The sequence below is a fragment of the Mucilaginibacter mallensis genome, from assembly GCF_900105165.1.
Taxonomy (GTDB): Bacteria; Bacteroidota; Bacteroidia; order Sphingobacteriales; family Sphingobacteriaceae; genus Mucilaginibacter; species Mucilaginibacter mallensis.
On sequence record NZ_LT629740.1, the window covers coordinates 1067305 to 1081899 of the forward strand.

The following is a 14595-nucleotide window of genomic DNA, read 5'->3' on the forward strand; positions in this document are numbered from 1 at the left end:
CCTATTTTAAACAAGGTGAACGATAATTTGTGACAATGATTAGGCTGGGTTTTAAGTTAAATCCGCATTAACTTAAAGGTAATTAATTAGAATAGCATTATATTTAGATTTTGTATATTTAAATCCCTGTAATAAATCTGTATGGAGACCAGTGGCCCATTTTCCGCGTATGGACAGGATGATTTAGAACTAATATCTGATCAGCATCTGTGTATTGCCCTTGATAACTCAAGGATAGGCTTTTGGGAGCTCGACCTGCTTACTTATGAAATGCGCTGCACCGGTACCTGCAAGAAAAACGTAGGCTTAACTGCCCATGCTTACCTCGACTATCCTACGTTGCTTTCACTAATACACCCGGATGATTTGCCACAGGTGAACGATAGTATGAAAAATGCTATTGAAAATGAAGGGCAAAGGTATCAGTCGGAATACAGGATAATTTATGCAAGCAGCCCTATCCGTTGGGTAAAGGCCGATGGCATTGCTTTATTTGAAAACGGTAAAGCTGTAAAAATGCTGGGCACAACCATTGATATCACCGAGCGTAAATTAATTGAGCTACAAAAAGACGAGCTGATAAGCATTGTAAACCACGAAGTAAATACACCCTTAACCAGCATACGCAGCTATTTACAATTACTTGCGCGCCTAACAGCCGGTAATGCAAATGAAAAGATAAGCCAGATAGTTGAGCGTACCTCCAAATCGGCTGAGCGGTTGAGAAATATCATCAATGATTACCTGAGCACCTCGCAAAAAAACGGTGCCAGACTTAACCACCACAGCCAGGTTTTCAGGCTTGATGAATTGATATGGGAAATTGCTGACAACGTCCAAACCATATCTTTTACCCATAAAATACAAGTGGGGGCCATGCCCTGTGTTTGGATAGAGGGCGACAGGCAGGGTATTAGCCAAGTATTAACCAATCTGCTTACCAACGCCATTAAATATTCGCCAAACCGCAATACGGTTGATGTAAATTTAACTGTATATGGGGTTATGCTTAAAGTAGCTGTCAGGGATTACGGCATAGGAATTGCCGAAAAGGATATTAAAAAGCTGTTCAAAAAGTCGTTCAAGGCTGATAACGGTGCTGATATTGAAGGTACTGGTATGGGTCTGTATATATGCGACGAGATCATACACCGCCACAACGGCCAGATAGGGGTCGACAGCCGTGAAGGACTGGGCTCTATATTTCATTTTACCTTGCCATTTGTAAAGCTGCAGCACAGTTAGTTTTATTGACACTGCAACCAAATTAAAATTGATAAATTAGCTTGTAAAATCAGGCACTATGTTCAATTTTCAACATCTATATTTATTCTTTATTGCATCATTATTACTGAACCTCACACCAGGAAATGATATGCTATATGTAGCATCGCGGAGTATTTCGCAAGGTGTAAAAGCTGGCATAGTATCAGCAGCGGGGATAGCTGTTGGCTGTTTTGTGCATATTTTTGCAGCTGTAATGGGCCTATCCATCATCATTGCAAAATCGGCTTATCTTTTTCAGGTAATTAAGTTTGCGGGAGCAGGGTATTTAATATACCTGGGTATAAGGGCATTAATATCAAAACCCAATGTTAACACTACTGCCCAATCGCCGGTACGTGCCAATTATTGGAAACTGTTTAAGCAAGGTGTTATAACCAATGCATTAAATCCAAAAGTTGCCATCTTCTTTCTATCCTTTTTGCCACAATTTATTGATACATCATCGCCGTATTTTAAAGTTCAGCTTTTTACACTTGGGTTTTGGTTTGATGTGCAGGGTTCATTATTGTTGGTAGTTGTAGCCTGTGTTTTAGGGAAAACCCAAGACTTTTTCAATAAAAACCCAAAAGTGTGGGCCATACAGGAAAAGGTTACGGGTTTTGTATTGATAGCGTTAGGCATCAAGGTAGCCTTGTTATCAAAAAAATAATGGTATATGGTTAATACAGAAACTGTACGGGAAATTGCCTTGTCGCTACCGGGTACTGTAGAGCATGATCATTTTGGCATGCCATCCTTCAGGGTAAATAATAAGATTTTTTCCACCTTGTGGATCAAGGAAAACAAGGTTATGGTAAAGCTCTCACCAATTGATCAATCCGTATTTGTTGCTTTTGATAATTCCATCTTTTATCCTGTGCCAAATAAATGGGGATTACAAGGCGCAACTTTTGTTGAACTGGCAAAGGTACGGCATGATATGCTTAAGGATGCGCTCGCTACAGCATGGCAAACTATTCTTGATAACAGGAAAAGGAAAACCCACTAATATTACAGTAATTTCCCCTTCAATATAACGGCAGCTATGCTAAAATAGATAATCAGGCCGGTAACATCTACCAATGTAGCTACAAATGGCGCCGATGATGTGGCAGGATCAAGCTTGCATTTTTTAAGTACGATAGGGATCATTGAACCGCTTAGCGTTCCCCACAGGATTATGCCGATAAGGGAGAAGAATATAGTAACACCCATCAATTCCCAATACTGTCCGTAATTATACCAGCCCAGCCATTGCCAGGCAGCAATACGTATAAAACCTATCGTACCTAAAATAATCCCTAAGCATAATCCCGAGAATGCTTCACGCTTCATTACATACCACCAATCCCTTATAGTAAGCTCCTTTATAGCCAGCGCCCTTATAATTAATGTAGCCGCCTGCGAGCCGCTATTACCCCCGCTCGACATTACCAGTGGTACAAACAGTGCCAGTACAACCGCCTTGGCTATATCATCCTGAAAATGGCCCATAGCAGTAGCAGTAAGCATTTCGCTCAAAAACAATACAATAAGCCAGCCCCCACGTTTCCGAATAAGTGAAAAAACGGGGGTTTTAACATAGGGATATTCCAGTGATTCCACACCACCGAATTGTTGCAGTTCTTTGGTGGTCTTTTGCTCAGCCAGATCAATTATATCGTCAATAGTTATAACACCTATCAGCAGGTTATCATTATTAACTACTGGTAATACGGTACGATCGTATTCTTTAAATTTATTTATAGCTTCGTCGGTATTATCGCCGATATTTAGTTTGATAACCACATCATCCATAATATCCTTTATGGTTTTTGATGGCTCATTCAATACCAAACGCCTTACCGGAATATCATCAATTAATTTCCCCTCTCCATCAATTACATAAATAACGTTGGCAGTATCTGAGTCTGCCTGATTTTTCCGCAGATGCTCACTGGCCTCAGCAATGGTCATGCCCTCGGTTATAGCTGCAAAATCGGTATTAACCAACCGGGCCACACTCTGTTTAGGATAACCCAGCATATCACATGTGGCCTTTTTATTCTTATCATCCAGGTAATCCAGGTATTTGGAGCGGTCGATCGGTTTTAATGAAACAAAGTAGGAGTACCTGTCGGTTGAGTTGATATGATTTAAAATGTAAATGGCATCCTTAGGCTCAAGCTTGCAAATGATCTTATGTTGAAGAAAATGGCTAAGGTAAGCAAACAGGGTTGCCTTCTTTTTTTCAGGAAATTCAATAAATGAATTGTAAGCCGTGTTAAAAGGCAATGTGTCCAGTATTCGGGCAACATCCACGGGGTGAATGTCTGTATTAGTGCCCGGATGTAGCAGTGATTTAAGATCGCCGCTTACTATCTTATCCTTAATGTCCTTTAAATTCATAAATCAGATTAAGCAGGGCTAATATAATACTTAAACGCTGAGCAAGGGCAACTCAAAATAAAATGTTGGGTACTTGGCCGCACCCTCTTTGCCGCTTGCGGCAGAGAGGGTCGACGATCCGCTGGATAGCGGAGTAGTCGGGGTGAGTCAACGGAGCGCGTTTATATCACCCACGTTAACCGCCTGCATATTTTAACTCACCCGGTCTTTGCTTCGCTCGACCACCCTCTCTTCGCTGCGCGCAAAGAGGATTGGGGAGAATTATTTTTAGAAATTATTACAGATCCGTAACCCGTGTATGCACACGCTTTACATAGTTCCTGATATCGAGCACTATACCGGCAAATATGTAGAATATAAGCGGGAAGCCTACTGCCAGGAATGAAGAATAGATGAAAAACAGGCGTATTTTACTGATCGATACATTAAAGCGCTCGCCAAGATAGGTGCATACCCCGAAAGAGTAGCGTTCAAAAAAAGTGAGTATCCGTTGCAACATATCAGCCTTAAAATTTTAAGATCAAGCGCTCATTTTATAAGTGGCTTAATTAAATATTTGTAAATTAAATAAATGGCGGCTAAAAGTATAGCACCATTAAACGCAGACCATAATGATAATCCTACTTGCATATTAATTGGCAAATTTAATACATTGACTTTGAATGAGCCAGTATTTTATTGCCAATGCTGCATTGCAGGCACTTTTTAAAATTACAATAATTATTCCTTAACTCCAATAAAGCCTGCGACTCAAATGCGGTTTTTATCTTTACTCCAACAACGTTAAAATCAGCAATGATATTGTTTTCTTCCTTTGGCAAATTTTCCAACAGCTTTAAACTCCTGTCAATATAATATTGTAATTGCAGGTGCTTACCATAGCTGAACAAAAATAGCACCAGTGTGTTCAGCAGCAATACATCTACTGATGATTGCCCTATGTTTTTTGCCATAGGTTTTGATGGTGCATCAAAACGGTAATGATCTTCCCAATAAGGGTTAACAGGTATATCAATAAATAACTCACGCAGGGCTTTTACATCTTTTATGTCCAGTATTTTGGAGAACAGGTGATTTGATTTGACTACGAGTGCTGCAAACTGTGCCAGCCTTATGGTTGGGAAGTTTTGCGGCCGCATCCGCAGGAATTTCCATAAATGGTTTTCAACAGGATTAAGATTATATTTTTTGCGGAGGAAATTATATTCCTTTTGAAGTGTTAGCGGGTATTCATCAGTTAGCTCGCCCTCCAAAAAACCGGCCTGCCCAAATAGGAGTGCCTCAATTTGCATAGGGTTGTTCTTATGCTTGGCCAATACATTTTGCGGCAGCGATTTTGCCAATAGCTCAAACGGTAGGGCATTGGTTTTAAAACCGAAGTTCGCTGCCAAAAACTGGTAAAAAGTTTCCTCCCAATCGCCGCGGTTTAAGTTTAGGGCGGTTATTACCGCGGTTGATCGTTTTTCTAAGCGCTCTATCAGTATACGGGTAAACCAGCTGCGCATGGTAAATTCATCAACTGTGCCGATACTGGCCTCGCAGGGGATAAAGGTTTGGTTGCTGTAAACAAGGGAATGAAAACGGTTATACAGATCGGGTGAGATACGGTTTTGCAGTTCCAGTGTTGGCAAGCGACGGCCGTTGGGCAAAATAACCGGCTCATCATCGCGGTAAACCACGTGGAGTATTACATTATTATACGAACCATCATTAGTATGGTTGTGTTTATACCAGTCGGATGACGGCACATGCACTTCCACATTCCCGGCCCACATGGTATCGCCAATTTTAATACGGGCATTGTGAAAATCGGGCCCGGCATCGGTGTTTTGCATGCCTGCGGAGTAAATCTCTATCGTTTCACCTTCAACAGTTTTGAGATTGGTTTTATCAAACAGCCTGAATTTCCATACGTAATGCAAAAAGTCTTCGGTGAAAAGCATGGTCTAATATAAATACTTCTCCTATCATTTCGAACGATAGCGAGAAATCTTCTTCGCTTTAGTTCACCACTGCCGCCAGTTCAAGCGTCCACGCTTGAACTCAACAAATTTTAAGCGTCCACGCTTAATGGTGTTTTTTGCTGTCGTAAGCGTGGACGCTTACAAAAAACAGCATTCAAGCGTGGACGCTTGAACGGGCGGGGATCTTCTGCAAAATGCATAACGCTAATGCCGGTCGAAGAAGATTTCTTGCTATCGTTCGAAATGACAAGGGGATAACGTATTTTAGCCATAATAAACCGCTATACTCAAACAACATTATGGAGCAAACAACCGCAGGCAGGTTAAAATCAATTATCGGTGGCTCGCTGGGCAACCTGGTTGAGTGGTATGACTGGTATGTTTATTCCGCTTTCTCGTTGTATTTTGCGCATATCTTCTTCCCCTCTGGCAATCAAACTGCTGAGCTGTTGGATACCGCGGGCATATTTGCCATAGGCTTTTTGATGCGACCCATAGGCGGCTGGCTCATGGGTACTTATGCTGATAAAAAGGGCCGTAAAACCGCGCTCACCTTTTCGGTATTGCTGATGAGTTTGGGTTCGCTAATTATAGCGGTAACGCCCGGCTATAAGCAGATCGGTATTGCAGCACCTATTATTCTGGTTATTGCCCGTATTATACAAGGGCTGAGCGTTGGCGGCGAGTACGGTACCAGCGCCACCTATCTAAGTGAAGTCGCCACCCGCAAGCACCGGGGTTTTTATTCCAGCTTTCAATATGTTACGCTCATCATGGGGCAGCTGATCGCCTTGGGTGTGTTGGTTTTATTGCAACGGGTATTCCTAACCGAACAACAATTGCATGATTGGGGCTGGCGTATCCCATTTGGTATAGGGGCGTTTTTGGCAGTTATCACTATGTATTTAAGGCGTAGTTTGCAGGAGTCGGCCTCATTTGTTAAGGATGTTCAGCCTACATCAAACCGGGGTACTTTAAAGGAACTGGCAAAGCATCCAAAGGCAGTACTAACTGTTATCGGCTTGACTTTAGGCGGTACGGTAGCATTTTACACATTCACCACCTATATGCAGAAGTTTTTGGTGAATACTTCGGGTTTTTCAAAAAACAGTGCAACGCTTATATCTACACTCACATTGGTTGTTTTTATGCTGATACAGCCGCTGTTTGGTTTATTGTCTGACAAAATAGGGCGCAAGCCTTTATTAATAGCCTTTGGTGTACTGGGTGCCATCACTACTATACCTATATTATATAGCTTAAGCGGCACAAAGGATGTTTGGGTGGCCTTTGCACTAATCATGTGTGCATTAATTATTGTTAGTGGCTACACCTCTATTAACGCGGTGGTAAAGGCGGAGCTTTTTCCGGCTAATGTGCGGGCCTTGGGCGTGGGGTTTCCTTATGCTATAGCGGTATCATTATTTGGCGGTACCGCTGAATATATAGCCCTGCTTTTTAAGGATGAGGGGCATAAGGAATGGTTTTACTGGTATGTAGCCATTTGTATAGCTATATCACTGGTGATATATGTTACGATGCTCGATACCCGCAAACATTCAAAAATAGAAAGTGATTGAGGTACTGTTTAACAGTACCTCAATCAATCCTAAATATTAATGCCATAGATGTTCGGAAGGTTAAGAAAGGGAGTCATGCTGAGCCACTCGAAGCATGCGGGCAAAGGCCCTTACGCTTACCCTTCGAGTGCCTCAGGTGACCCCATGCTCAATATGTGTAAGAAAATATATCTTCCGAACACATATGATGTTAATACTGGTAATTTTTATGATTTCGTACAGCATCGGTAACAAATACCTCGTTATTGATCATGCCGGGGATAACCGGTTCAGGCAAGGTCTTTTGTATTTGCGTGGCATGTGCCTGTATGATCTGTTTCTTCTCAACCTCCGCAACATTCATATCCGCGCCCGAAAAATACATTTTCAGGCATTCCAAAAAGTTGGTAATAGCCGGTGTTTGTTTGCAGGTAGCCGCAAACCAAGCCCTCCGGGCCACGCTATGGTGCATTGGCTTTGTAACAATGTTGCGATTTTTGAGGTATGGTTCAACAATCCAGTCGGCCATAACGCTTATGCCCAAGCCCGCGTTCACCATTTCAATGGTAGCATCGGTATAATGTATACGGTGCAAAGTTTTTGGTTTTACCTGTTGTGCCTGTATCAATGCTTCGATCATCGGTGTATCCTGATAGGATGGATCATACAGCGGTAGAATCAATTCCTGGTCCTGAAAATCAGCTATTTCTATTACATCCTTATTAGCTAAAGGATGATCTTTGCTTATAATTGCCACCAATCTATCCTCAAAAATAGGTTCATAGCGTATTTTTGTATTCACCATTTGGGTGCGAATGATGCCGATATCGAGGTCGCCATTCATTAAATATTCTAAAGGGCGACGGGTGGCATCAGATAATATTTGGATATTAATGTCAGGCCAGCGAGATTTGTAATACTTTATAATGCCTGGTAGCCAGTGATATGCGGTGTAACATTGCATACTTATGCTTAACTTGCCGGTCTTACCGTGCTTGTAATTATTAATATCTTCCTCTAAAGATTTAATTTCAGCGAGGATTTTCTCAGCGCTACGTAAAAATCTGTAGCCTTGTTCTGATAGATGGAGTTTTTTACCATTACGGTTAAACACATCAATGCCAAGCTCGCGCTCCAGTTCTTTTAGCTGGTGACTAAGTGCAGATTGGGTTAAATGAAGCGTAGAGGCCGCTTTTGTAAGCGTTCCCTCTTTTGAAATGGTATCAATTAAACGAAAATGATGGATGGCTATATTCATTATTACTTTTATTAATCATTATCACAAAATTAATTCATTTTTTTCATATATCCGATAGTTTTACTTTTGCCGCAACAAATACCGAATATGTTAGTCTCAATATCTAAACGTCTATTCTTAGTTTTATCAGGTATTTTTTATTTCATAAATGCTCAGGCCCAACAAAAAACATTGGGCATGAAAGATGCAGAACAAACAGCACTTGCTAATTACGGATCTATCAAAGCAAAGGCAAATCAGTTAAACTCATCTAAAGCATCCCTGAAGGAATCTAAAACAGAATACCTGCCTGATGTAAACTTATCAGCACAACAGGTTTACGGAACAGTAAACAGCCAGTTTGGCCCAATTTCAGGTTATCATGGTTTGGCAACCGCGGCATCAGGCCCGGTATTGGCAAATCAAAACTGGAACGCAGCCTTTGGTTCTCTTTATGTATCAAACGTAAACTGGGACTTCTTTGCTTTCGGAAAATCGAGAGAAAGAGTTAAAGTGCAAAAATCCATTGTTAATCTGGATGAAACCGACCTGGCGCAGGAACAATTTGAACATGAAGTGAGAGTTGCCAGCGCTTACCTTAATTTACTGGTTGCCCAGCAGCTTGCAAAAGCGGAGCAGGACAACCTTAACCGCAGTATTGATCTGCAAACAGTGGTTATAGCCCGCGTAAAAAATGGCTTGAACCCGGGGGTTGATTCATCGCTGGCAAATGCACAGGTGTCAAATGCCCGTATTTCATTAACCAACGCACAGCAAACCGTACAGGATCAAAGCAATCAACTGGCCAATTACATGGGGATCCCTCCGCAGGATTTTCAGCTTGATAGTGCCTTTATTACTAAAACGCCTAATAATATTTTAGTACAGCCCGCTATAAGCACTGATGAGCACCCGCTGTTAAAGTATTACCGCAACCGTATTGGTGTGAGTGATGAACAGGCAAAGTATTTAAGCACGTTCGCTTACCCAACCTTTAGTTTGTTTGGTTTATATCAGGGCAGGGGATCAGGTTTCAAAAGTGATTATAGTAGCAACCTGAACGATTACAGCTCAAGCTATGGTGCAGGTGCCGATCCTACCCGTTATAACTATTTACTGGGTATAGGTGTAGTATGGAATATTACCATGCCTTTCAGGGTGCATTACCAGGTAAAGTCACAAAAATATACCTCGGCACAATACCAGGACGAGTATAATTTGCAAAGTGAGCAGTTAAAGGATCAGCAGGCACTTGCTGAAACCAGGATTAACAGCGCCTTAAAAAATTATGCCGAAGCACCTGTTGAAGTTAAGGCGGCAAACAGTGCCTACATTCAAAAATTTGCCCTGTACAAAAACGGACTGGCCAATATTGTTGATTTTACTGATGCGCTTTACACCTTAAACCGTGCCGAAGTTGACCAGGATATAGCATCGAACAGTGTTTGGCAGGCTTTGCTCTACAAATCAGCCGCTACGGGTGATTTCGGGATTTTTATAAATAATTTTTAATATACAGAACACGAACTAATGGGAATGATAAAAGGGGCCCTTCAAAGGCCAATCACCATACTGGTTATAGTAGCAGGTTTGTTTTTCTTCGGTATTAATGCCACTCGCAGCATTAAGATAGATATCTTTCCTGACCTTAATTTGCCGGTAATTTATGTATCGCACCCTTACGGTGGTTTTACACCAAACCAGATGGAGGCGTACTTTGCCAAGTCGTACGTTAACTTGCTGTTGTTTGTATCGGGTGTAAAAAGCATCGAAACAAAAAATATACAGGGCTTAACACTTATAAAAGTTACGTTTTACGAAGGTACTAATATGGCCCAGGCCGCCGCGGAGGTCACGGCATACACCAACAGGGCCCAGGCCGGCTTCCCGCAAGGGTCACAGCCGCCATTTATCATGCGCTTTGATGCGTCAACACTGCCTGTTGGTCAGCTGGTATTAAGCAGCCCCACCCGCAGTAATAACGAATTGCTCGATTTTGCATTGGTTTATATACGTTCGGCCTTTACCTCAGTTCCGGGTTTGGTTGCTCCGGCACCATTCGGGGGTAACCAGCGTACAATTGTAATTAAGGCCGATCCCGAATTGCTTCGTCAACATAATTTAACGCCGGATCAACTGGTTGTCGCCCTGCGCGATAATAACCAGAACACACCTGCTGGTAACGTGCGTATAGGTGACTATAACTACTTAACGCCAACAAATACCACCATTAAAAATGTGAGTGATTTTGGTAATATTCCATTGTATAAAAATGGCGTTCAAACAGTATTCCTGCATGATGTGGCTACTGTTGAAGATGGCGCCGATATTACATCGGGCTACGCCTTAATAAATGGTAAGCGATCTGTTTATCTGCCGATCACAAAATCATCATCAGCATCAACATGGGAAGTAGTGCAAGGTCTGAAAAAGGCTATCCCGCGTTTCCAGGGTTTGGTACCGCAGGATGTTAAGCTGTCGTTTGTATTCGACCAATCTATATATGTAATAAACGCCGTTAAGAGTTTGGCCGAGGAGGGTGCTATTGGTGCCGTACTTACAGGCTTAATGGTGTTATTATTCCTGGGCGACAGGCGCGGGGCGCTGATCGTAATATTAACGATCCCTACCTGCGTTATATCCAGCGTATTCTTCCTTTACCTGTTCCATCAAACTATAAATATCATAACGCTGAGCGGGCTTTCGCTGGCTATCGGTATTCTGGTGGATGAGTCGACGGTAACGATCGAAAATATTCACCAGCACTTTGATATGGGTAAACCCAAGGCATTAGCCATATGGGATGCCTGTAAGGAAATCGCTTTCCCTAAATTATTGATCCTGTTTTGTATCCTGGCGGTGTTTGCACCAGCCTTTACCATGACAGGTATACCGGGCGCATTATTCCTGCCGTTGTCACTGGCAATTGGTTTCGCCATGATCATATCTTACCTGCTTGCCCAAACCTTTGTGCCAATTATGGCCAACTGGATAATGATTAACAAGCATGAGAAAAAAGATTATGCCATGGATGACGATGCCGATGAGGCTAAGCTAAAGGAAGAAGCTGTAAAACATGCTACTGAACATAAAGCAGGCGAAAAGGAAACAGGCTTTGATAAATTCAGGGTATGGTTTTTAGGTGTGATTGACGCGATGATGAAAGCGCGCAAGCTTATTGTAACGGTTTACCTGGTAGTGGCCTTTGGTTTGGCATTCCTGTTATTTGCTATAATAGGCAGGGATGTATTGCCGAAAGTAAACTCAGGTACATTCCAGGTACGTTTACGCGGGGCCGATGGAACCAGGCTTGAACGTACAGAAACCACTACGCTTAAAGCATTGCATTTATTAGAAGGTTTGGTTGGTAAACAAAATATCGCCATTACTTCAAGTATAGTTGGTACGCACCCGTCATCATTCTCAACAAACCCTATCTACATGTTTATGGCCGGCCCGCAGGAAGCGGTAATGCAGGTACAGCTTGCTGAAGGCTACAAAGTGAATCTGGATGATCTGAAGGAGCGTTTCAGGGATACCATGAAAAAGGAATTGCCTGATGTGAAGCTGTCATTTGAGCCGATAGAGCTTACCGATAAAATTTTGAGCCAGGGTTCGCCAACACCTATTGAGGTGGCATTTACCGGCAAAAACAAAATAGCCGATGTAGGTTACGCCCAAAAAATGGTGAAAATACTGGATAGTATTAATTACCTGCGCGATGTGCAGATAGGCCAAGCCTATAAATATCCGGCTATAAATATTGATATAGACAGGACAAGGGCAGCTGAGCTGGGTGTGAGTATCAATGATATATCACGTACACTTACCGCTTCAACCTCGTCATCACGCCTTACCGAAAAGAACGTTTGGATTGATCAGAAAGCAGGCTTAAGCTACCAGGTACAGGTTGAAGTTCCCGAATACCAGATGGCCAGCCTGAATGATATACGTGAGATACCTGTTTTAGCCAACCAGCCAAGGCCGGTGTTAAGTGATGTTGCCAGTATTAAAATGGATACCACTTATGGCGAAAATGATGATATAGGCGCTGTGCCAACCATGTCGGTTACTGCCAATATCAACAAGAAGGATTTGGGTACAGCTACCAATGATGTACAAAAAGCTATTAAGCGGTTAGGAAAGCTTCCTCACGGTTTAACTGTTGAACTGCGTGGTATGAGCCAAACCTTAACCGATACGCTGGATAGCCTGCAAACAGGTTTATTAGTTGCTATTTTAGTCATCTACCTGATGCTTGCAGCTAACTTCCAATCGTTTAAGGTATCATTAGTGGTATTGTCAACGGTTCCGGCAGTATTGTTCGGCTCACTGTTCCTGGTGAAAATAACCGGGGCCACATTGAACCTGCAATCCTACATGGGTATGATCATGTCCGTCGGTGTATCTATATCCAACGCGGTGTTATTGATTACCAATGCCGAGGAATTACGGAAGCATAATGGCGATGCCCTTAGAGCAGCACGTGAGGCGGTTGCCATACGTGTACGCCCAATATTAATGACCAGCTTGGCCATGATTGTGGGTATGATACCAATGGCATCGGGCTTAGGTGAGGGTGGCGATCAAACATCACCACTGGGCCGCGCGGTAATAGGCGGCTTGCTGGCATCAACATTTGCAGCATTATTTATATTACCACTGGTATTTGCCTGGGTACAAGGCAACTCTACCACTCAATCTGTATCATTAGACCCTGAAGATAAGGAAAGTAAATTTTATGTCCCATTGCACCATGAACATCAAACAAAATAGATTATTTATTGCCCTAACCATAATGGTTATAGGCACAGGCTTTTTAAGCGCTTGTGGCCCCAATAAAAAGGATAAGGAAGAGCAAAACCAAACTGTGGAACAGGTAAACGCGCTTGATACGCCTACTGTTTCACTAATAACTATTGCTAAAGGCAAGCTAACCTCGAGCATTACCGTTCCGGGTGAATTGCAGCCATACCAACAGGTTAATTTGTATGCAAAAATAAATAGCTATGTAAAAAGCCTTACGGTTGATATAGGCTCACAAGTACACCAGGGGCAACTGCTGGCTACTTTAGAGGCGCCGGAGATCAACTCACAACTGGAAGAAGCAAAATCACGCATACAACAAAATAAGGCTATATACTTTGCCAGCAAAGCAACTTACGACAGGTTGTATAGTACCAGCAAAACGCCGGGTACTGTATCTGAAAACGATCTGGAGCAGGCTATTGCCAAAATGCAATCAGACTCGGCAAATGTTGAGGCCGCTAAATCTGCTTATAAAGAGGTTTCAGCAAACCTGGCTTATTTACAGATAAGGGCACCGTTTGACGGGATAGTAACCCTGCGTAATATTAACCTGGGTACTTATGTTGGTCCGGCAGCGGGCGGAGGCAATCAGCCTTTGTTTGTTATTGAGGATCATAAACGGCTGCGTTTGGTAATATCAATACCTGAAAGCTTTACCGGTGGTTTAACTAATAAGGATCAGGTTACGTTTAGCATAAAAGAATTGCAGGGCGAAAAATTCACTGCCAAAATTGAACGTTTAGCCGGCTCCTTGGATAATACGCTAAGATCAGAACGTTTGGAAATGGACGTTTACAATACCAGTGGCAAACTGTTACCAAACATGTATGCTGATGTTAATGTACCATTGCCATCACGCGACAGTGCTTTCATCGTACCTAAATCGGCCGTGGTAACATCAACCGAGAAGGTATTTGTGATAAGGGTAAAAGATGGTAAGGCAGAATGGGTGAATGCCAAAAAAGGCCTTGAAGCAGGTGATATGGTTGAGTTGTATGCTGATATTCAACCCGGCGATCAGCTGGTTAAAGCAGCAACCGAGGAGATAAGAGATGGTGCATCAGTAAAAATAGGAAGCAGCCCTGTTGCGGCTGATGATGATAAGGGTGCAAAGAAAGATACTGCTGCGAAAAAGTAGTGGAGATTGATAATGAGGGTTATAGATCAGGTTGATTAAGTTCGATCTGATCTTTTTTGTTTTGTAGATCATATGTGCACACTAAAAAAAAGCAAGGGCCCTGTGCGATTCCCTCCCAACGGGAGGGGCGGGGAGGGGTTTAATCCGGTATATATGGCGTAGAGACCCCTCCCTGCCACCACACAATCAGCCGCACCCCTCCCGTAGGGAGGGAATTGAAAAATATGGGCGACG

11 protein-coding genes are annotated in these 14595 nt (G+C 42.6%); 7 read left to right on the forward strand and 4 right to left on the reverse strand.

Features of this window, described 5'->3' with window-relative positions; translation table 11 throughout:
- Nucleotides 1–141 precede the first annotated feature (141 nt).
- Genes BLU33_RS04385 through BLU33_RS04395 form a run of 3 tightly spaced genes read left to right on the forward strand, consistent with a single transcriptional unit; the run spans nt 142 to nt 2275 of the window.
- A complete protein-coding gene (locus BLU33_RS04385) occupies nt 142–1245 on the forward strand; it encodes a PAS domain-containing sensor histidine kinase (RefSeq protein WP_091369720.1) in 1104 nt (367 codons plus the stop codon).
- A gap of 58 nt (nt 1246–1303) precedes the next feature.
- Entirely contained in the window at nt 1304–1936 is a 633-nt protein-coding gene (locus BLU33_RS04390; protein WP_091369722.1) for a LysE family translocator, read from the forward strand.
- A gap of 6 nt (nt 1937–1942) precedes the next feature.
- A complete protein-coding gene (locus BLU33_RS04395; RefSeq protein ID WP_091369724.1) occupies nt 1943–2275 on the forward strand; it encodes an MmcQ/YjbR family DNA-binding protein in 333 nt (110 codons plus the stop codon).
- 2 nt (nt 2276–2277) lie between these two features.
- Here BLU33_RS04395 and mgtE read toward each other — a convergent pair whose 3' ends face one another.
- From mgtE to BLU33_RS04410, 3 genes are all read right to left on the reverse strand, one after another.
- The gene (gene mgtE / locus BLU33_RS04400) at nt 2278–3654 is read right to left on the reverse strand and encodes a magnesium transporter (RefSeq protein ID WP_091369725.1); all 1377 of its coding nucleotides are present in this window, start codon (nt 3652–3654) and stop codon (nt 2278–2280) included.
- Between the two features lie 277 nt (nt 3655–3931).
- A complete protein-coding gene (locus BLU33_RS04405; protein WP_091369727.1) occupies nt 3932–4153 on the reverse strand; it encodes a PspC domain-containing protein in 222 nt (73 codons plus the stop codon).
- 145 nt (nt 4154–4298) lie between these two features.
- Nucleotides 4299–5597 carry a DUF2851 family protein gene (locus BLU33_RS04410; RefSeq protein WP_091369729.1) on the reverse strand — a complete coding sequence of 433 codons (1299 nt, stop codon included), beginning with the start codon at nt 5595–5597 and terminating at the stop codon, nt 4299–4301.
- A 320-nt stretch (nt 5598–5917) separates the two neighbouring features.
- Here BLU33_RS04410 and BLU33_RS04415 point away from each other — a divergent pair, with 320 nt between their 5' ends.
- Nucleotides 5918–7198: an MFS transporter gene (locus tag BLU33_RS04415; RefSeq protein ID WP_091369731.1), complete on the forward strand. Its 1281-nt coding sequence runs from the start codon at nt 5918–5920 to the stop codon at nt 7196–7198.
- A 190-nt stretch (nt 7199–7388) separates the two neighbouring features.
- Here the strand turns inward: BLU33_RS04415 and BLU33_RS04420 are convergent, their stop codons facing one another.
- Nucleotides 7389–8435 (reverse strand): LysR family transcriptional regulator, encoded by a 1047-nt coding sequence (locus BLU33_RS04420; RefSeq protein ID WP_091369733.1) that lies wholly within the window; start codon nt 8433–8435, stop codon nt 7389–7391.
- A gap of 177 nt (nt 8436–8612) precedes the next feature.
- Between BLU33_RS04420 and BLU33_RS04425 the strand changes: the two genes are divergently transcribed.
- From BLU33_RS04425 to BLU33_RS04435, 3 genes are read left to right on the forward strand one after another with little or no spacing between them, the layout of a single operon-like run.
- A complete protein-coding gene (locus BLU33_RS04425; RefSeq protein ID WP_232009393.1) occupies nt 8613–9926 on the forward strand; it encodes a TolC family protein in 1314 nt (437 codons plus the stop codon).
- An 18-nt stretch (nt 9927–9944) separates the two neighbouring features.
- Nucleotides 9945–13190: an efflux RND transporter permease subunit gene (locus BLU33_RS04430; protein WP_091369738.1), complete on the forward strand. Its 3246-nt coding sequence runs from the start codon at nt 9945–9947 to the stop codon at nt 13188–13190.
- A complete protein-coding gene (locus BLU33_RS04435) occupies nt 13171–14361 on the forward strand; it encodes an efflux RND transporter periplasmic adaptor subunit (protein ID WP_091369740.1) in 1191 nt (396 codons plus the stop codon). The genes BLU33_RS04430 and BLU33_RS04435 overlap by 20 nt, the downstream gene beginning before the upstream one ends.
- Nucleotides 14362–14595 lie beyond the last annotated feature (234 nt).